Raw genomic sequence first — 19,884 nt, 5'->3', positions numbered from 1 at the left:
AATCTCAGGTTAATTTGTGAATATACAGAGAAAGTCCATATATCTTACCAAATAGGGTATATATTTAAGAAATTATAGTCAGATTTGGAGTGCTATATGGACAAGCTCCATCTCATTAATCTATACAAGGTAGTTAGATAAAAAGTTGCAGCAGAATAAGTAGTTACACTGTACCATATTAGGTATACACTAAACTCAAAACTTAATTATGAAGGATAAAATACTTACCAATAAAGAAAATTCTCGCCTTAACCTGTATGGTGGTTGTTTTGATCTTGTCAATGGAACATTCTTGTCAAATAAAATAAGCAGTTATCTCAAGTTTGCTGCTCTATTTTATGACAAAATTATTGTTCCAGACGGTTTTTTTCATTGCTATGGATCTTTGTCATGTTATTTTACAGAATATATCAAAGATCCAAATAATACAAGGAACTTAGACATAGTTAATCTATTAGAGGCAGGCATAATTGTTCCTGCTTTAAGACAAGGAGAGTCTCTCTATGACAATTGGATAAACGGAGAAGATATTGGGATTATTCCAGGAGAGCATCTAATCTTAAATAAAGATGATGGAGCGGATGTACTCGGTTATATTGATGAAAAGACAAGCTGCTATATGCACTGGCCTAATGATATGGCTAAAGCAAACAGAATAGAATTCTCTACATTACTCTATGATTTTCTAGTAAATGAAGAAAGTAGTTATTCACTTCTAAATCAACGAACTCTACCAGATTCATCGCCTGAATGTCATGTAGAGTGGATGCAATGTGAGTATATGTTAGATGAACTATGTAGCTCAATATCTGATAATAGATACAACCCTAAATTTAGACGTGGTAATATTGAAGATATTATTAGAAGACATCTTGAAATTGAAATGAAATCTTATGATGAGATTAAATCTAGAGTTTCAGAAACTAGAGTCGATAGAAACTTAAAATTTGCAATTGGATATTATTTCTTAAATTTAACCACAACAATTTACGAGGCTTACCATGCCAACCAGTTTCATACCGTAGGTGGACTTTTTCCTCAGCATGAAGATATGTTGATAGATCGAGGACTCTACGATAATTTGGTAGAATTAACTCAAATTAATACTGAATATCAAGAAAAGCGTGTTTTGTTTGGTTCTCTAGATGTTTCTCGTCTTACAATGAAGCAAATTATAGCTTTTCGTAGTGAAAAGGAAGAGTTATTTCAAGAATATTGTAAGCAGGTAAGAAAAATAGAATTTTTGGGAGTAGATAAATTTCAAGAAACAAATTCAGAATTTATTGAGTTTTTAATAAATCAATACGTTCCCGAAATTATCAAGAAATATCCAAATTGCGGCTACATTGAAAATACCTTAGCATCTGCTGAGGCTATTGTTAAGCTTACCTCCGACAACCATCTGGTTAATTTAGAGATTGCAGGATTATCGCTAGCAACCTATATTGGAGCCATCAATCTCGCAGTAAAATTTATTCCACCGATTAAGCTAACGGTAGCAAAGCTAGATAGCTATATCCAAAGTCAATTGCTAATGCATGGTTTCAAAAAAAATAACTACCAAAGGTGGAATAGCTAAAATAATGAAGGCACGCTATTCTCAGCTAAATTACTCATATAAAAACACCTATATTTAGGTTAATTTTGTGTTAATTGTACTTGAAAACTAACGCGATCGCACCCCAGTTAAATTGCGATCGCAAACTAACAATTTCCTTACAGCCAACGCGCGATCGCCCATAACAAGCGATATGTTAAAGTAATTGAGTAAGCATGAAAAGGATTTGTACACTATGACCTTCAGCGATGTGGTCGAGGCAATCAAAAGTCTATCCACTGACGAAAAACAAGAAATCCAACTGCTACTGAAACAGTATATCCGTGAAGAACGCCGACAACAGATATATAAAAACTTTCAATTGGCGCAGGTTGAACAGCAAAAAGGCGAACTAAAATTTTCCGCCAACATTAATGAACTGAAGCAACTGATAGAGGAACAATAGTGGAAGTCAGTTTCAGTTCCTCATTCAAACGTGCTTTTAAAAAACGTATTAAGAGCGATGTAGATTTAGAGGCGAGATTTTGGCAGAAATTAGAGCAGTTTATTATAGATCCATTTGCTCCCAGCTTAAAAACTCACAAATTATCAGGCAACCTCAAAGAATTTTGGAGTTTTAGCATAGATTATGACCAGAGAGTATTGTTCTACTTTACAGAAGATGGAAAAGCTGTGTTTGTAGATATTGGTAGCCATAACGAAGTGTATTAAGCAGCAGTGGCAACATAGCTCATTTATTACTAAATCTCTACTAGAACAAACTCAGTAGCTGGGTTTATTTTGTGTTAATTGCACTTAAAAACTCACGCGATCGCACCTTAGTAATTAAATTGCGATCGCCACTTCTCTAGCATACGATTGTTTCAATTAGAGTGTTTAAATTTAGCCCACTTGTGCAATAACTTCTCCAATTTCTTGAGGAGTTGCGCCTGTTGCTAGCATTGCCCGAATGAGTAATTCAATAGAAACTGAAGCATCACCATTTTCAGCCTTGGCGATTCGAGGTTGGCTAGAGTGTAATTTCTCTGCGAGTACAGTTTGGGTCATTGATTTTTGTCGCCGTTCTTTGAGGTGACGGCTGAGAGCAAGCTTAATCTCAATAAGTGTAGTTTCTTCTGGGGTAAGATCTAAAAATTCTGCAACAGTTCCGACTTTCCAACCTTTTTCTTCCAGCTTTTTTCTTTTGGCTTCTTTCATACAATTAATCCTGTATATCTTTGTCGTATTTGCTGAGTCGTTTTTGACAGATATCGATAACACTGGTAGGTGTTGTTCTGGTTGTCTTATTGAACACTTCAAGAATTAGAATTGCGTCGTCATCAATTCGGTAGATGATTCTCCAATTCTTATCTGCATCTCGAATCCGTAGTTCGTGGCAGCGTGTCCCAATACTTGGCATTGGTCTTGAATGGGGCAGTCCTAAGTTGTCACCTTGCTGTAACCGTCGCAGCAAAACTCCTGCTTCTATGCGTGCTGCTTGGCTAAAAGGAGGTGTTTTGATCTCGCCATGCAACCAAACCAAAGGTTTATCCGTTTCATTCATGTGTTATTTATATCATATCTGATATATTCATATAGTTGCCACAATCCAACAATTCAGGTGAAGCCATGCAAGCCAATCTTCAAGAGCAACTCTCTCCTGCTGATGCCGAAGTCATTTTAGGACGCTTGCCCGAACGAATTCGCACCGCCTTAATTGCTCGTGCTGCTGAAATCGAATACCCAATTGAAGCAGTAGTTGAGATGGCGATCGCTAGTTTTTTGGATACAGAAGCGTTAGGTTTTGCAGATTGCAAACCAGGACGCGGACAATAAAAAACCTTGGTAATTGGCTGTGTTTTGCGCTAATTGTGATTAGAAACTCACGCGATCGCACCCCAGTTAAATTGCGATTGCAAACTAACAATTTCCTTACAGCCAACGCGCGATCGCCAAAACAGGTGTCGCAAAGTCGATGATTTACTACTACTTCAACGATAAGGAAGGCTTGTATCGAGCCGTTTTGCAGCGATCTCACGCCGATCTTACTCCAAACGCTCCAGAAATTAGAGTTAGAGCATTTGTCCCCCGATACTGCGTTGGAAAAATTTTTGAGGGCATTACTCGACTGTGTATCGCGTAACCCGAAGCTTCCAACTATCATGTTTCACGAAGCTGTGCAAAATCAGGGCAAATACTACAAAGACAGTGATTCGGTAAGCATTGATGCTACATTGGTCGCGATTCTCGAAAAAGGTGTAACTGCAGGGGTGTTTCGTCAACTCGATCCCTTTCAGTCTGCCATCAATATCATGGGAACTTGCCTGTTCTATTTCATTGGTGCAGGCAACATTCAACAGTTTCCACAAGGTAAGAGACTTTTGAGCAAAGCAATGCTAGAACAACACACCCAGGAAGCGATCGCGCTAATCTTAGCAGGCGTACGACAAGACTGACAGCGGCAGAACAACTCCATTGCAGCAGACGTACAGGATCTTCGCGTTTCGTTTTGGTCTTATCTGTCGCCGCTGAATCGGAACGTTAGCCTGCTCAATCCGTGTCGAGGATGTAGGCACAAGATTGTGATTAGCGTTCAGTGCTTAGTAGCTTTGGGGTTGTTTGTGGGGCAACAAAAAACTCTCAAATTAGCGGTGATAGAATGTTGTCATGCAGTTTGAGTGGGATGACAATAAAGCGGCAAGCAATCTATTAAAGCATGAAGCTTCTATTTGAGGAAGCGAAAAGTGTTTTTGACGATCCTCTTTATGTTGACTTCTACGATCCCGATCGTTCTGAGGATGAGGAGCGATATCTTATCGTTGGGGAGTCGAACCGAGGACGATTGTTGATTGTGTCGTATACCGAGAGAAAAAATTCGATTCGGCTCATCAGTGCAAGAGAAGTGACACGAAAGCTGGTGAGTTAATTTTGTACCAATTGTACTTGAAAACAAATGCGATCGCACCTTAGTTAAATTGCGATCGAATACAAATTTATATTACCTAAAATTCCAAATTCAAATTCTAAATTTGTACTCTATCAGAAATGATACGGAGGTAGATAGTGCTACCTTGTGCCTATAATGCCCCTTATCCTTCAAGATTGAATGTCTGCAATCCTATGAACTCATCCTCTCTCAAATGACTCTACGAGTCGTCGAACAATACCTTGGGTAACATCGCGCGATCGCCGCATCGTTTCGTTTATACTACAAAAAACTACAAAAACTCTCTACCCTCGATTATGCTGTATAACTTCAGTACATCTGCATCTTTTCAGTTGCCAACCTTGTAAAGTAAAGCTATTTCCGAGAAAATCGCCCCTGCGACTACCAAGAGCGATCGGTATGAATTATAAAATTTTTATGTGAATTTTGGCACTACCTGCCTGGACTTCCAGCTATTGTCTAGAACTATAACTTGCATTCAATGGTAGCCACTAATGCTAGATATAAGTTAAAGATGGAAATAGTTTGGTAGGAAAAGCTAGAGCTATGCCCACCGCAGCGATCGCTTTCTGCAATAGGCACTTGATGCTGACCCCATCCAATCGTACTAGGAGTGAACTATTGACATCCGACCGATAAATCCTTAAATTCTGATTTTTCAGCCGCAGCCGCTATTTTTCCTTTAGGTTCTCATGTCAACTCTCGTTATCGTCGAATCCCCCACCAAAGCACGCACCATCCGTAACTACCTACCAAGGGACTTTCGGGTAGAAGCGTCTATGGGTCACGTACGCGACCTACCCCAATCAGCCACCGATATTCCCGCCAACGTTAAAGGGGAAAAATGGGCGCAGTTGGGCGTGAATGTGGAAAGTGACTTTGAACCGCTGTACGTGATTCCCAAGGATAAAAAGAAAATTGTCACACAGCTCAAGGAAGCACTGAAATCTGCTGACGAACTCGTACTGGCGACAGACGAAGACCGAGAGGGCGAAAGCATTAGCTGGCACTTGTTGCAGCTACTTCAGCCAAAAGTTCCGGTCAAGCGGATGGTATTCCACGAAATTACCCAAGACGCAATCCGCAAAGCGCTGAAAAATTGCCGCACCGTTGACGAACAGCTCGTTCGCGCCCAAGAAACGCGCCGCATTCTCGATCGCCTGGTAGGATACACTCTATCTCCCCTACTGTGGAAAAAAATAGCCAAAGGGCTATCCGCCGGACGAGTCCAGTCAGTTGCAGTCAGACTTTTAGTGAACCGCGAACGACAACGCCGCGCTTTCCGCCAAGGGAGTTACTGGGATCTCAAAGCTACCTTGGAGGCGAAAGGCAAAGAGGCGAAAGGTGAATTTGAAGCCAAACTCACCACCCTAGCTGGTACAAAAGTCGCCAATGGCAGCGATTTTGACCCAGATACAGGGCAGATCGTTGCCGGACGCAATGTTGTTTTATTGAATGAAACCCAAGCCAGGGAACTACTAGAGCGTTTAACGGGCAAACCTTGGACGGTGACGGATTTAGAAGAACGTCCTACGACGCGCAAACCCGCACCACCCTTTACCACCTCTACCCTGCAACAGGAATCTAACCGCAAACTGCGCTTGTCGGCGCGGGACACGATGCGGGTCGCCCAAAACCTCTACGAACAGGGATATATTACCTACATGCGTACTGACTCGGTGCATTTATCCGAGCAGGCGATCGCAGCTGCCCGTAGTTGCGTCGAGCAGATGTATGGTAAAAATTATCTCAGTCCCCAACCGCGCCAGTACTCCACCAAAAGTAAAGGCGCACAGGAAGCACACGAAGCCATCCGCCCGGCTGGGAGCAGCTTCCGCACGCCCAAAGAAACAGGTTTGAGCGGCAGAGAATTCGACCTCTACGATTTGATCTGGAAGCGCACCGTAGCAACCCAAATGGCAGACTCGCGCCAAACTCAAGTTATCGTGCAATTGCAGGTGGAAGACGCAGGGTTTAGGTCTAGTGGTAAGCGAATTGACTTTCCTGGCTTCTTACGCGCTTATGTGGAGGGTTACGACGACCCAGAAGCAGCATTAGAAGATCGGGAGGTCATCTTACCACCGCTGAAAAAAGGCGATCGCCCCGACTGCAAAAACCTAGAGGCGATCGGACACGAAACCCAACCCCCTGCGAGATATACGGAAGCTTCCCTCGTTAAAACCCTAGAAAGCGAGGGTATCGGTCGCCCCAGTACCTACGCCAGCATCATCGGCACGATTGTAGACCGAGGCTATGCCCAAATCGTCAGCAACGCCCTCGTTCCTACTTTCACCGCCTTTGCTGTCACTGCCTTGTTAGAACAGCATTTTCCTGACTTGGTAGACCCTAGCTTTACCTCCAAAATGGAGCAAACCTTGGATGATATTGCCACGGGTGAAGCAGCTTGGTTGCCATATCTCCGCAAGTTTTATTCAGGCGATGCGGGATTGGAAACTCTAGTTAAGGCACGGGAAAGTCAAATTGAAGCCAACGTAGCGAGAACAGTCGCTTTTGATGACTTAGAAGCAAAAGTCCGCATCGGTAGTTACGGTCCCTATATCGAAGCCCAGAACGGTAGCGATACTGTGACTGCTTCCATTCCTAAAGACTGGACTCCGGCAGATTTAGATGCCGAATTAGTGGAAAAGTTGCTCAAACAGAAAACCGAAGGACCCGACAAGGTAGGAATTCACCCCGAAACTGGGGAGCCGATCTATGTCAAGATTGGTCCTCACGGTCCTTACGTGCAACTAGGGGAAAAAACAGAGGATAAGCCAAAACCCAAGCAAGCCTCATTACCTAAAGGTGTCACCCCCGAAAATGTCACCCTAGAGACAGCTGTTGGTTTGCTATCTCTACCTCGGCTACTCGGTACTCACCCAGCAACAGGAGGCAAGATTCAAGCTAGCATTGGACCCTTTGGACCCTATGTCGTCCACGACCAAGGTAAGGAGGGCAAAGACTATCGCTCGCTCAAAGTCAGTGACAACGTATTGACAGTGACTCTAGAACGGGCGCTAGAAATTCTTGCCGAACCCAAAAAAGGAAGGCGTACCAGCAGCAAATCCAAATCAGCATTACGCGAGTTGGGCGCTCATCCGGGAGACGGAGAACCAGTCAACATCTTCGAGGGTCCCTACGGGCTTTACGTCAAGCACGGTAAGACTAATGTGGGATTACCAGAGGGGCAAAAAGTGGAAGATATGACTTTAGATAAGGCGTTAGAACTATTAGCCTCAAAGGAATCGAGTGCTAAAAAATCGACGACGCGCAAATCTACTAAGGCAAGTGCTAACGGGAATGGGACTGCAACTACAGCTAAGAAAAAAACCGCTAGCCGTAGCACTCGCAAGACCACGACTGCTTCTAAGTCAAAAACTAAGTCTTCATAGATTCTTAACTAGTTATAAGTTTGGTTGTAGAGACGTAAGAACTTGCGCCTCTATTTTTTTTGAGAGATATGGGATACACCCGTATTTTTACGGTCGTCGATCGCAATTCATAGAAGTTGAAATGAAAATGCATAGCTATCAGTGCGATCGCGACTCCCATAAATTGGTTTCTGACATGAAGATTCGTCAAAAGTTAACCATAGGTTTTGTCGGGACTTCTTTATTAGTAGGCTCGATCGGTTGTCTGGCATTGGTTGTCGCTCAAAATACTCACGCTCATATAGATCGAATTAACAAAAAATATATTTATGAATTCGAGTTTTCCGGTCAGGCGATCGCTGACATCCAAGCGGTGAATGTAGCAACGCATAAACTTTCAATTGGAGAAATACATATATATAGTAGAGGGGAAGTCATTGCACTAATTGAATCTAAATTAAACAAGATAGAAAATAATATAGATGATAGAATTCAGAAAACCGATCCGGCATTAATATCAAGTTTTGAAACCGACCTTACGAGGGAAGAGTCTGAAAAAAGTTATCAAAATCTTAAAGTATTAAAAGCGAATTTTTTCAGATATAAAACTTTCGTTACACAATACTTACAACTTCTATCAACTAATGAGTGGGATGCAAAACAGCTTTTAGCCGATAAATTAGAATGGTATGTAGAAAAAAGCTTATTGCCCGCGATCGAGGAATACAAGCAGCGTGCCGAAAATAGCTTATCAACTGAAGTAAGAGAAACCGAAAAAATGTTTCTCATGGGTGAGCGTGCGATCGTCTCCTCAACTTTAGCCGCTGTCATAACTGCCATTGTTGTAGGCTATTTCATTTCTCGTTCTATTCTCAAACCAATCGACAAGCTAAAAGCAGCAGCTATTCAGGTTGGAGAAGGTCATTTAGAAACTAGGGTTGCGATCGCTTCTCACGATGAACTTGGAGTTTTAGCTGATGCTTTTAATCAAATGATATTAGGTTTATCTAGAACAACAGTATCTCAAGTCTATTTAAATAAAATTCTCAGTTCAATGTCAGATTTACTAATTGTAACTAATCCAGAGCAAATTGTTACTAAGGTAAATCAAGCAACACTCGATTTACTTGGGTTTTCCGAAAGCGAATTACTTGGTAAGTCGATCGATATTTTTCTAAGCCAAAACACAAACTTGAGTGTTTATACATTAGCCGAGCGCGGGTTAAATCTCAATCTTGAAACAAACCTATTAACATCTGAAGGTAGAGCAATTCCTGTATCTTTTAGTTCTTCTGCTATTGTTGACGAACAGGGTAACAAGCAGGGGTTCGTTTGTGTAGCGCGAGATATAACTGAAAAGAAAAGAATAGAAGCGGCGATGTTACAGGTAAGAGTAGCTGAAGCTGCCAAAGCAGAAACCGATAGAGCTTTACAACAAGAAAAGCATTTGAACGAGATGAAAAGCAAATTTATCTCTATAGCTTCCCATGAATTTCGTACGCCGTTAACCACAATTTTATCTTCGACAGAGTTAGTACGGGATTACGGCTATAAATGGACAGAGGAGCGCAAAAATAAGCATTTTCAGCGAATCGCTCATTCTGTAAAACACATGACCGGACTTTTAAATGATGTACTTTTGATTGGTAAAGCAGAAGCTGGAAAAATTGAATTTAATCCCCACTCGATTGATATAGTCAGTTTTTGCCAGGAACTAATAGAAGAAATAGAAATAACTGCCAAAAATCATAAAGTTCTATTTCATTGCAAGCGCCAGTATCTCCATGCTTGTATGGATGAAAAGCTCCTGCGACACATTTTTAGTAATTTACTCTCAAATGCAATTAAATATTCCCCTAAAGGTGGTACTATCAATTTCGAGCTAATCTTTCAATTAGAACATTTAGTTTTCCAAGTTCAAGACCAAGGGATCGGTATTCCGCAAACAGAACTATCCCAATTATTTGAGACGTTTCATCGGGCTAGTAATGTCGGTACAATTCCAGGCACGGGATTAGGACTTGCCATTGTCAAAAAGTCTGTAGAAGCCCATCAGGGAACAATTACAGTAGAAAGTGAAATTGGCGTAGGTACGACATTTCAAGTTACCCTACCACTGTATGAGGTTTGCCCAACTAAGGACAGTTATCAGTGAAGAGAGGGAGCAGGGAGCAGGGAGTAGGGAGCAGGGAGGACAAGGGGAGGACACTTGCGTGCGGGGGTGTCCCCCGTTGAGGAGCGACTGCGGTGCGGGGGTTCCCCCCGTTAAAGCACGTCGCGTCAAAGTGTCCGTGGACAAGGGAGCAGGGGGACAGAGAAGAATTCGCCAATTACCCATTACCACTATAAAGAATTGTGTTTATTAAAGACTGTGAACTCCGTAGCTTCATATACTGAACTTAAATTCCTACCTTTTGCATCTCGAACGAGGAGGTTCTCAAACGATGCACACTTATGAAGTATTGGTAGATATCAAAGAATGCTTAGAAATAACAAGTGCTAGTTGCAGAAGCGAAACAGCACGCTACGAAATCGATGCAGAATCAAAAGATAAAGTCGATCGCCTCGCTAGAGCGCAGGCTAGAAGCGACCATCCACAAGGTATTGAATACGATATTAGGGTAACGAGACTATTGAGATAGAGCGCCCTCAAATGTTGTCATTGGTCATTGGTCATTGGTCAATAACTAATGATAACTGTAGTACAAGCTCTTCATAAACGATTGAGGGTTGCTGTAAAAATACAAAAACTAGGGAAAGAAGCAATCGCTTCTTTCCCTAAATCGTAGAGTGAATGGCGATCGCAATTTGTCAAACTGCGATTGCGACTTACGACTTACTTACCATCTCTGCTACACTCTGAGCCTGATAAGCTTTTTCTAACCGCATAATCCGCTTCGCTTGCGTAGAGAAAGCACTAGCATCAAGCCAGTTAGCAATCAACGCATCCGTGGAGAATAGTCCACCACCATTGACGGTGAAGAAAAGAAAACAAACTGCATAAACAGCAGAAAGTTCTAGATAAGACAGATTTAAACCAGCAACCAAGATGTGATGGTACATCGCTACACACATGGTTCCGAACAAACCAAAAGCAGCTGGACGGGTCAAAAAGCCAATTGCTACCAGTGGCGCACCGATTGTTTCGGTTAATGCAGCTAAGTAGCTGAAAAAGATCGGGAAGGGTAAACCAATGTACTCGACGTAAGCTTGGGAAAAGCTTTCGATATTACCCAGTTTGTCTAAGCCATTATGAATCATAACAATCCCTACGACAGCACGCAGGACAGCCCAAGCAGTCTGCGACCAGAAGTTAGGGCTAGTGTTGGGTTTGAGTATGGTAGCTAAAAAGGTGGTTGTAGACATGATGCAGATATTGCGCTGAGTTTGCCAAAGATTTCAAAAAGTTAACAGTAGTATTAAGTAATGTAAATACTTACTTATTAATGTATCGCTTTTTTGTAGGCTCGGGAACCCCATTGATACCAATTTGAAAAAAGAATACAACACATAGCTCCTCGATCTGGCAACAACTATAGACTAAAAATTATCTACACTCCCACACTCGGACAAATATCCTATGAAACCCGCCTGGACTCGACTGGCGATCGCTTTAAACGCAGCTTTGCTTGTCTCTGGAACACCAGTTATGGCGATACCCCCTGCGCCAACAGAAAATACCCCCACGCAACAGCAACCAGGGGAACCACCCACATTTGAACTCGAAACCAGTGCCTCCCGCCTCGCCACAATTGTCGAGCAGAGAAAAAAACTAATTGAAGCGGATCGTTTGCATCAAGCCGGACAGCACGCAGAAGCAGAAAAACTCTATCGAGAAGTCAAAGAGCCTTTTACTACCCCTATAGAAGTTAAACAGCGTCCAGAACCGATTGTTGAGGCAACTCAGCTATCACCAGCAGGTAAGGTTTATTGGCGGGAAGCAGAAGCAGGTATCGCTCAAAATCTCCAAACGAGAACTTTGGTTCCCTTACGATTATTAGTAGAACAGTATCCCCAATTTATCCCCGGACATCTGCAATTAGCAGCAGCACTCAACAAACAAGGTCATCCCAATGAAGCGATCGATGTTTTGGAACGAGCAACATCTCTTTATCCCGATCAACCGGAGTTAGTCAAAGCCAAAATCGCAGCCTTTGTTGCTGACAAAAAATGGATGGAAGCCTCGATCGCCGCGCGAAGATTTGCGATTCTCAATCCCAACCAACCCAGCACCGCAGAATTTACTCAACTAGCTGACCTGCATTTAGACAACTATACACGACATCTGCGTCGCAAGTTGCGAGGAAATGCGATCGCCAATGTGATTACTGGGATTGCAGGATATGCCCTTACAGGTAGTCTATTAGGTCCGCTGTCAGCTTTGCAAACAGGCTCAATGCTGTTGCGAGGCGAATCATCTATCGGTAAATCGATCGCCAAAGATGCGCGAGAACAATTACCAATGGTAGAAGACAAAATAGTCATTGATTACGTCAATGAAATTGGACAAAAACTAGCTAAAGTTACAGGTCGCGACGATTTTCAATATGAGTTTTACGTCGTTTTAGACGATAATTTAAATGCTTTTGCCTTGCCGGGTGGAAAGGTGTTTGTGAATGCAGGCGCAATCGCCAAAACTGAATCTGAAGCAGAGTTGGCTGGATTACTGGCACACGAATTATCTCATGCCGTCCTTTCCCACGGGTTTCAGTTGGCAGCTGAAGGCAATTTACTGGCGAATGTAACTCAATATATTCCCTATGGTGGAACTGTAACGAACATTTTTGCCATGAGATACAGTCGCGATATGGAACGCCAAGCAGATGCTTTAGGGACGAGACTCATTGCAGCTAGCGGCTATGCATCTGATGGTTTACGCGATCTGTTAGTGACGCTGAAAGAACAAGACAAAAGAGGAGAACCGCCAGCATGGTTATCTTCTCACCCCCCAACAGGCGATCGCATTCGCTATGTCGAAGAACTGATTCAACGCAATGGCTACAACCGTTATACCTATGAAGGAGTAGCGCGTCACGCCGAGATGAAAGCAAGAGTGGAAAAAATTTTAATTCAGAAGGAACTGATAACTCAGAAAAAACATCATCGATAAATGTAAACAATCTTTCCTGCACTAGATACATCACTGACTTGAGGTGGATAGCTTAGAGGCAGCAGGGTTAAGCTTGAGGATTATTTTTCATGTCTGCAAAAACTTTTAAATTGCAATTGTTAAGAGGTTTGAGTTTATCAATGGGGTTAGCCTTGCTATTAGTACATGAAACTGCAATGGCTTTTCCCCGTCAAGGAATGATAATTGCTCAAGAGAATTCTCGTTCTAGCGATCGCAATAGTCGCTCGACCAACCGCGATCGCGATGTTGTCGTAGATACAGAAGGCGATACTACACCTACTTCCCGCCGCAATCCTGGCAGTTCAGATCCCGTTACGAGAGCGACGCGATTTAGCTGTCAGACTGTAAATGGCGAGTACACTGTAGTTTACCAGCCAGAAAGCCAGCCAGGAGAGTTCTTTGAGTGGGCAAAACCATCAAATCTGGGTGGTGGTTGGAATTCTCAAAGACGTTGTAACGAAATTGCTCGTCGCTTGGAATCATACCGTCCCGATGGTTTGTTAGAAATGACCACAGGGGTAGAAAATAGCTACAACACTGTTTGCGTCACGACAGAAAGAGACTCGTCCTGTCGGATTGTTTTTACCGTACCACCAGGACAAGACCCCATATCAACCCGCGATCGCGTCTTTGAAAACCTCACCGTAGCTGATAGCGGACAGCAAACTGATGCAGTCAGTACCTACCAGGGAAGACAGAGCGAAATTAGCGATCTCATTAACATAGGTCGTGAAGCTTTGGGTGGAAAAAAACGTACTAATACCAAGAATATTAACCTCAAACCCTTCTTAGATGCAAAGGATGGTGGGACTGGAGCAGAACTTGACGATGCCGTACAAGTCAAGCAAAATAGCTCTCATTCGCGGTTAAATCCTGGGAAGTTTCGTTAGACTGTAATTAGCAATTGGTAATTGGTAATTGGTCATCGGTCATCAGTCAATAGACAAATGACTGATGACACTTTTTTTGCTCGATTTATATAAACCATGTTGAACAATAATCGGATTTTTAGACAAATATTATTACCGCTCTTAGTTGGTTTGATTAGTATATTTTTGGCGATTGGTTTTATACCTAGAATTGCATTATCTCAACAATCAGACTCACGCTTCAACTCTTTAGAATTCGATTTGAGAAATTTAGAAGCAAGGTTAGATCGCCTAGAAAGTCAAATAGATCGCACGTCTCGTCCCAATCTCCCCAGAACGCCAAGTACAGATAATCGCAGACGCGATCGCCATAACCTAAGTCAGTTACAATCTTTTGATAACCTAGCAACATTAGCGATCGAAACAAAACAGCAAGTCAATCAATTGGAGGCAAGAGTCAAAAGATTAGAGGCACGGAAACAGTGAACAGTTATTAGGGAGCAGGGAGTAGGGAGTAGGGAGCAGAGGGGCTTCAGGAGAAGAGGGGCTTCAGGAGAATAATGACCAATAACGAATGACCAATTACCACTCATAACAATGTACTTGAAAACACGTATTTCATTATTGCTACGCATCACCTACGGACTGTGCTTAATTGTCTTTTGCCTAGGATTTAATGTTAGTAGCGCCGCCGCAGATGTAGCAACACAATCTAATCCAATAAATCCAAAAGTTTATGAATATCGTTCTCCGAGTGCGGATGGTATAGGTAAATTTTACTTGGGTAGGGAAATTGCTAAAGTGATGGGACATACAGGAAGTCTATGGCTAGAACGTCCAAGTCGAGAACGGGAAGAACAACCAACAAAAGCGATCGCCGCTCTCGATTTAAAACCTACTGATGTGGTAGCAGATATTGGTGCTGGTACGGGATATTTTAGTTTTCGGCTAGCAAAAGTCGTACCTCAAGGTAAAGTATTTGCTGTTGACGTTCAACCAGAAATGTTAGACATAGTTGAGTTTCTCAAACAAGAAAATAAAATCACAAATGTAGAACCTGTTTTAGGTGCGATCGCCAATCCTAACTTACCTACAAATAGTATCGATCTAGCTTTGATGGTAGATGCCTATCATGAATTTTCTCATCCTAACGAAATGATGAAAGAATTAGTAAAAGCGCTCAAGCCAGCCGGAAGAGTGGTACTAGTTGAATATCGCCGAGAAAATCCGTTTATTCCGATCAAAACCTTACACAAAATGACCCAAAAACAAGCCCGCAAAGAGATGCAAGCGATCGGTTTGCAATGGCAGACAACAAAAGATGTTCTACCATCACAACATATTATGATATTTACAAAAGGTAATGGGTAATTGGTAATTGGTAGTTGGTAATGGGTAATGGGTAATCGGTAGTCGCTCCCTCAGCTCCGCGACTCTCTCTTCTTCCCTGCTCCCTGCTCCCTTTCTTCACTGTAAACTTCTCTTAAAACGAAAAGAACTAATTGTCAGCCCTTTTCTAAAGTAAAATCTGTGGGCAGCAGCACGTTGTATGCCACTGTCGAGTTGGAGCGAAACGCATCCTTGCGACTTAGCATAGTCTATTAACCAATCAATTAACGCGCTGCCATAACCTTGAGAACGCTCGGATGTATCGGTGATGAGATCGTCAATATAAAGTAGCTGCCCATCAATTAATGTTTCCATCAATCTACACCCAGCCACGGCTTTAATTGAATCGTTTTTCTCAACGTAGACAAGGAAGTAACCAGAATGCTGTTGGCGTTGCACCCGGTTAACAAACTCTAATTCCGTCAAATGCGATCGCAACTGCACCATCACCGGAAAGCATCGTGATATATCGAGATTTGAGGTAGCAAACTTAATCTGCATCAATATTCTTTTGACTTCTAACTTGTGTACGGACGGGTTTAATCGCAGAATTTTTTGTTTTGCTGTAAGTCATGTCAAAAAAACTGCCCCTCAAACTTTTGTCTTCTTGACTGACTCTGCTACAGATGGTGAGAAATTTGGGAAAGATAAATGAGAAGCAATTCCTATGTAAACAATAGTATGACTGAAAAGCAGCCTAGTTCCGTACAGCCCTCTGCTGTAACGCTGCAATCCATTGCCCAAGATATCTTAACTTTATTAGATCGTAAAGCACTACTGGAGCTACGGGCAAAGATTGACAGTTTATTGGGGCTGTCAGTTGAACTATCCACGATCGAGCCAACGCTGCACCCCTCAGAAGGTGCGATCGCAGAGTCTTCACCAGAGCATTTAGCATGGCTGCAAAAAGGAGTTGTAACCTGGAACGATTGGCGCGAACAAAATCGAGAACTCGTTCCAGATTTACAAGGCGCAAATTTAAGTGGATTCAATCTCGCTTTTGTCAACTTTGCTGGCGTAAACTTGGAATATGCCAACCTTAGTGGCGCTGATATGAGAGGAGCATTTCTTAAAGAAGCAAACATGAAGGGGGCTAATCTCTACATGGCAGACCTCATAGGGGTAAACTGTCAGCAAGCCTGTTTAGAAGCAGCTAACCTCCAGGGAGCCGACATTTACAAAGCTAATTTTAGTCATGCAAACCTACAAGAGGCAAACTTGATTCAAGCTAGCATTCGACGCGCTACATTAGTTGGGGCAAACTTGCATAGAGCCAAACTCAAACAGGCAGACTTATTGCAAGCAAACTTAGTTCAAACTAACTTGAGTCAAGCTGACTTACAAAAGGCAAACATGGAAGGGACAAACCTAATTGAAGCCAACTTAGAAGAAGCAAATTTGTTAGGTGCTAACCTCAACCGTGCCAATCTCTGTCGAGCGAGGCTATACAAAGCAAACATACTTCACGCCAAAATCAATGGTGTCACCCTCAAGGGTGCAGTGATGCCAGATGGTACAGTTCATGGTGGCGGTAGCGAGATAGGGAGCAGTGACCAGTGACCAGTGACCAGCGATCAGCGATCGGGGAGCAGAGGGGCAGGGGGAAAGGTGCGCAGGTAGGCAGGTGGGCTTCAGGTGCAACAACCACCCATTACCCATTACCAACTACCAACTACTATCTCATAACAGTCTAATCAGTTCGGCAACAGCGCCAGCTTTGGCGATCGCCCCTCGGGGAGTGTGTGGTAGATCGCCGTCGAAAAGTTCGGAAATAGAGCCGAGGCAAGCTTGGTGTTGTAAGTGAACTAGCATTGGTTGCCAGTCAATCGGTAGCGGTTGCGTGGGATAAAAACGCTGCCAAGCACGCACGTAAGCACCAATTAACCAGCTCCAAATTGTGCCTTGATGAGCCGCGCGATCGCGTTGATGCGGCGATCCGACATAGCTACCAATGTATTCAGGATCGTTAGGAGCAAGACTACGCAAGCCATAGGGAGTTAGTAGGCTGCGGGTTGCTAGTTGCAGTATTCTCTGTCCTTGAGTTTCGCTAAAAGCACAGTGGCGTAAAGATAGAGCTAAAACGGCATTAGGACGGATTTGATTATTGAGGCGATCGTCTAGAGCGATCGCATCGTACAAATAACCAAGGGTAGGATTCCAAAACTTTTGTAGCGAGGTTTTGACCTTGTGTGCTTGCTGAGTATATCGTCGTGCCTGGTTGCTCAAACGCTCCACATTCTCCCCAGGAGTAAGACTGAGCCGTTCTGCCCAAAGACTTGCCCAACACAAAGCAGAGTACCACAGGGCATTGACTTCTATCGGCTTACCCTGACGCGGCGTGACCGGCTGACCGTCAATTTTTACATCCATCCAAGTCAGCGCTGCATCAGCCGCAGCCCAAATTACCAACTCGTCAGCCGCATCAACTTGAATGTTGTATTTCGTGCCAGTTGTAAACGCTTTATAGATTTGCTGCACGATCGGATATTGAGTGGCTAAAAAATCCCAGTCCTGACTAGCCTCCAAATAAAGACCCAAAGTTTCAATCCACCACAGCGAAACATCAACATTCTGATAAAAAGGTTTGCGATCGCCATCTGGCAAACAATTTGGCATTAAACCACAACAGCAATATTTCCCAAACGTCTCCAACAACTCTTTTGCTAAGTCATACCGTCCCGTTGAGAGTGTCAGTCCTGGCAAAGCAATTAATACATCTCTACTAAAGTCCTCCAGCCAAGGATAACCAGCAATTATCGTTGCTCCGGCTACTGACTGACGATAGACAATAAATTGTTCTCCGGCTTTGAGGAGTAATTGCGAGAGTCGGGAGTCGCTGAAGAGAGCTGGGGGAGCTGGGGAAGAAAAATTACTTCTGGCTCCTGACTCCTGACTCCTGACTCCTGTTTTTTGACTTTTGAATTTTGAATTTTGAAATTCTATCGCTTTTGCAAAATCATCATCAGTTAAAGGAAATTCTGGCAGTCCGACTTTTGCTTCTAGGGTGACGGTTGTACCTGGTTTGAGGTTAACTGTCAAATAGCCAGGACTGTACAGATCTTCGCGATCGCTCAGTCCCCGTTTTGTCTCTTCTGGTAGTAAATAATTCCAGTACCATACGCCATTTGGTTGATACTCCCCCTGCGTCCAGTGTAAATGCCATAACGTGCCTACACGTCCCGATCTTACGGCTTGCAGGCAAACAGAACTCTCGGCAACTAATTGAGAAAATTGTAGATCTTCATCCTCCCGTTGTGAGTCGTGAAACTTGCGATTGGCAATTACCGGACGCAATCGCAAAATAGCTGTCTCTTGTCCCTGATATTGGTACTGAATTAAGATTCGGTGGTTAAACGATTGGTAGTTGGTAATTGGTAATTGGTGGTTGGTAGTTGGTGGTTGGTAGTTGGTATTTGAGTGGTGAGTGGCGCGTGGTTTTTCTCCCCCAGCTTCCTCAGCTCCCTCTGCTCCCTGCTCCCTCACTTGGCATTACCAATTGTCTTGACAGTTGCCAATTATCCGCACCCCATACCCAGGTTGGTACTGGTTCGATCTCAAAACTTTGTAGTAGCTCGTAGCCAGTTGGTTCGACTGTGCCACCACCCCAAAAATTTGTCGATAGAGCAAAGACTTGAGCAGAAACTTCTAAACTGGCATCTAGATGGGACAGTAAAAGGGTACGCTGACTAGGAGAAGTGAGGGCAGCAATCAACCAGCCGTGATAAATTCGAGTCCGAGCATCCGCTACCGTACCGCAGGCAAAACTACCCAACCCATTCGTCAGCAGCCATTCTCTTGTATCTAGATTGCCCATTGCTACTCAAAATCGTTATGACTATGATATATTTGTTACGTAACGTAAAAATCAACTGTACGGGAAGCCGAGAACTTGCCTATAAGCGTAAGGGTGAATCTCAGCTAGCTTTCCCTAAATTTGCCAAATAGTAGACACATCAAAGGAGAATTGGTTAATGCCACTAAGTTACGCAAGTGAAGGATGCCTCCGTGTTGGACAACCTGCTCCAGACTTCACTGCCACAGCAGTAGTAGATCAGGAATTTAAGACTATCAAACTATCTGACTATCGTGGCAAGTATGTCGTACTATTTTTCTACCCTCTAGACTTTACATTCGTTTGTCCCACTGAGATTACTGCCTTCAGCGATCGCTTCGAGGAATTCAAGGCAGTTAATACCGAAGTCCTCGGCGTTTCTGTAGATAGCGAATTCTCCCACTTAGCGTGGATTCAAACAGATCGCAAGTCAGGTGGCGTTGGCGACCTCAACTATCCTCTTGTTTCTGACATCAAGAAAGAGATTAGTGCTGCTTACAATGTTTTAGATCCGGAAGCAGGTGTTGCTCTTCGCGGTCTGTTTCTAATTGACAAAGAGGGAGTTATCCAACACGCCACAATTAACAACCTTTCCTTCGGTCGTAGTGTTGAAGAAACTCTACGGACGTTGAAAGCAATTCAGTACGTTCAAAGCCATCCAGATGAAGTTTGCCCTGCTGGTTGGCAGCCTGGGGATAAAACCATGACTCCTGACCCCACAAAATCCAAAGTTTACTTCGCTTCCGTGTAGTCATAACGATGTAGAGACGTTCCACGGAACGTCTCTATAAATTGTCATATCCCTTTT

19 protein-coding genes and 3 pseudogenes are annotated in these 19,884 nt (G+C 43.2%); 16 read left to right on the top strand and 6 right to left on the bottom strand.

The features are described 5' to 3' along the window. Positions 1–208 precede the first annotated feature (208 nt). From H6G17_RS12550 to H6G17_RS12540, 3 genes are all read left to right on the top strand, one after another. The gene (locus H6G17_RS12550) at positions 209–1,579 is read left to right on the top strand and encodes a hypothetical protein (RefSeq protein ID WP_192157548.1); all 1,371 of its coding nucleotides are present in this window, start codon (positions 209–211) and stop codon (positions 1,577–1,579) included. Positions 1,580–1,793: 214 nt separating this feature from the next. Further along, a complete protein-coding gene (locus H6G17_RS12545; RefSeq protein ID WP_192157546.1) occupies positions 1,794–2,003 on the top strand; it encodes a hypothetical protein in 210 nt (69 codons plus the stop codon). Further along, positions 2,003–2,269, top strand: a complete 267-nt coding sequence (locus H6G17_RS12540) for a type II toxin-antitoxin system YafQ family toxin (RefSeq protein ID WP_192157544.1) — start codon at positions 2,003–2,005, stop codon at positions 2,267–2,269. Before H6G17_RS12545 ends, H6G17_RS12540 begins: the two co-directional genes overlap by 1 nt. A 171-nt stretch (positions 2,270–2,440) precedes the next feature. On the opposite strand, the gene H6G17_RS12535 is transcribed toward H6G17_RS12540, so the two are convergent. Both H6G17_RS12535 and H6G17_RS12530 read right to left on the bottom strand, forming a co-directional pair. Next, positions 2,441–2,755 carry a helix-turn-helix transcriptional regulator gene (locus H6G17_RS12535; protein WP_192157542.1) on the bottom strand — a complete coding sequence of 105 codons (315 nt, stop codon included), beginning with the start codon at positions 2,753–2,755 and terminating at the stop codon, positions 2,441–2,443. Between the two features lie 4 nt (positions 2,756–2,759). Next, positions 2,760–3,101 (bottom strand): type II toxin-antitoxin system RelE/ParE family toxin, encoded by a 342-nt coding sequence (locus tag H6G17_RS12530; protein ID WP_192157540.1) that lies wholly within the window; start codon positions 3,099–3,101, stop codon positions 2,760–2,762. Positions 3,102–3,166: 65 nt separating this feature from the next. On the opposite strand from H6G17_RS12530, the gene H6G17_RS12525 reads away from it, so the two are divergent. The 7 genes and pseudogenes from H6G17_RS12525 (at position 3,167) to H6G17_RS12495 (ending at position 10,497) form a co-directional block, all read left to right on the top strand. Further along, the gene (locus H6G17_RS12525) at positions 3,167–3,373 is read left to right on the top strand and encodes a hypothetical protein (RefSeq protein WP_192157538.1); all 207 of its coding nucleotides are present in this window, start codon (positions 3,167–3,169) and stop codon (positions 3,371–3,373) included. A 115-nt stretch (positions 3,374–3,488) separates the two neighbouring features. Continuing rightward, positions 3,489–3,993 (top strand): annotated as a pseudogene (locus tag H6G17_RS12520) (TetR/AcrR family transcriptional regulator); the annotation flags it as partial. 211 nt (positions 3,994–4,204) lie between these two features. Next, positions 4,205–4,463, top strand: a pseudogene (locus H6G17_RS12515) (BrnT family toxin). 713 nt (positions 4,464–5,176) lie between these two features. Continuing rightward, positions 5,177–7,876: a type I DNA topoisomerase gene (gene topA / locus H6G17_RS12510; RefSeq protein WP_192157536.1), complete on the top strand. Its 2,700-nt coding sequence runs from the start codon at positions 5,177–5,179 to the stop codon at positions 7,874–7,876. A gap of 121 nt (positions 7,877–7,997) precedes the next feature. Further along, complete coding sequence (locus H6G17_RS12505) at positions 7,998–10,010, top strand: ATP-binding protein (RefSeq protein ID WP_192157534.1); 2,013 nt, start codon at positions 7,998–8,000, stop codon at positions 10,008–10,010. Next, on the top strand, positions 9,976–10,221 hold the full coding sequence (locus H6G17_RS12500) for a hypothetical protein (RefSeq protein ID WP_192157532.1): 246 nt from the start codon (positions 9,976–9,978) through the stop codon (positions 10,219–10,221). The genes H6G17_RS12505 and H6G17_RS12500 overlap by 35 nt, the downstream gene beginning before the upstream one ends. 78 nt (positions 10,222–10,299) lie before the next feature. Continuing rightward, complete coding sequence (locus H6G17_RS12495) at positions 10,300–10,497, top strand: hypothetical protein (RefSeq protein WP_192157530.1); 198 nt, start codon at positions 10,300–10,302, stop codon at positions 10,495–10,497. 187 nt (positions 10,498–10,684) lie between these two features. On the opposite strand, the gene H6G17_RS12490 is transcribed toward H6G17_RS12495, so the two are convergent. Continuing rightward, positions 10,685–11,221 carry a DoxX family protein gene (locus H6G17_RS12490; RefSeq protein WP_192157528.1) on the bottom strand — a complete coding sequence of 179 codons (537 nt, stop codon included), beginning with the start codon at positions 11,219–11,221 and terminating at the stop codon, positions 10,685–10,687. 214 nt (positions 11,222–11,435) lie between these two features. On the opposite strand from H6G17_RS12490, the gene H6G17_RS12485 reads away from it, so the two are divergent. From H6G17_RS12485 to H6G17_RS12470, 4 genes are all read left to right on the top strand, one after another. Then, positions 11,436–12,965, top strand: a complete 1,530-nt coding sequence (locus H6G17_RS12485; protein ID WP_192157526.1) for a M48 family metalloprotease — start codon at positions 11,436–11,438, stop codon at positions 12,963–12,965. Between the two features lie 89 nt (positions 12,966–13,054). Beyond that, positions 13,055–13,876: a COP23 domain-containing protein gene (locus tag H6G17_RS12480; RefSeq protein ID WP_192157524.1), complete on the top strand. Its 822-nt coding sequence runs from the start codon at positions 13,055–13,057 to the stop codon at positions 13,874–13,876. 96 nt (positions 13,877–13,972) lie between these two features. After that, positions 13,973–14,341 (top strand): hypothetical protein, encoded by a 369-nt coding sequence (locus H6G17_RS12475; protein ID WP_192157522.1) that lies wholly within the window; start codon positions 13,973–13,975, stop codon positions 14,339–14,341. Positions 14,342–14,452: 111 nt separating this feature from the next. Beyond that, positions 14,453–15,226 (top strand): class I SAM-dependent methyltransferase, encoded by a 774-nt coding sequence (locus tag H6G17_RS12470; RefSeq protein ID WP_199316681.1) that lies wholly within the window; start codon positions 14,453–14,455, stop codon positions 15,224–15,226. A gap of 96 nt (positions 15,227–15,322) precedes the next feature. Here the strand turns inward: H6G17_RS12470 and H6G17_RS12465 are convergent, their stop codons facing one another. Continuing rightward, entirely contained in the window at positions 15,323–15,745 is a 423-nt protein-coding gene (locus H6G17_RS12465; RefSeq protein WP_242038357.1) for a GNAT family N-acetyltransferase, read from the bottom strand. A gap of 180 nt (positions 15,746–15,925) precedes the next feature. Between H6G17_RS12465 and H6G17_RS12460 the strand changes: the two genes are divergently transcribed. After that, positions 15,926–16,804, top strand: coding sequence for a pentapeptide repeat-containing protein (locus H6G17_RS12460; RefSeq protein ID WP_192157518.1), 879 nt, complete (start codon positions 15,926–15,928; stop codon positions 16,802–16,804). 120 nt (positions 16,805–16,924) lie between these two features. Here H6G17_RS12460 and H6G17_RS12455 read toward each other — a convergent pair whose 3' ends face one another. Continuing rightward, positions 16,925–18,727: an amylo-alpha-1,6-glucosidase gene (locus H6G17_RS12455; RefSeq protein ID WP_199316680.1), complete on the bottom strand. Its 1,803-nt coding sequence runs from the start codon at positions 18,725–18,727 to the stop codon at positions 16,925–16,927. A 1-nt stretch (position 18,728) separates the two neighbouring features. Continuing rightward, a pseudogene (locus H6G17_RS34070) lies at positions 18,729–19,058 on the bottom strand (glycogen debranching enzyme N-terminal domain-containing protein); the annotation flags it as partial. 157 nt (positions 19,059–19,215) lie between these two features. Here H6G17_RS34070 and H6G17_RS12450 point away from each other — a divergent pair. After that, positions 19,216–19,827, top strand: a complete 612-nt coding sequence (locus tag H6G17_RS12450) for a peroxiredoxin (protein WP_015153457.1) — start codon at positions 19,216–19,218, stop codon at positions 19,825–19,827. Positions 19,828–19,884: the final 57 nt, after the last annotated feature.

Source organism: Chroococcidiopsis sp. [FACHB-1243] (assembly GCF_014696895.1).
Lineage (GTDB): Bacteria > Cyanobacteriota > Cyanobacteriia > Cyanobacteriales > Chroococcidiopsidaceae > Chroococcidiopsis.
This window is presented reverse-complemented; position numbering and strand designations above follow the sequence as displayed.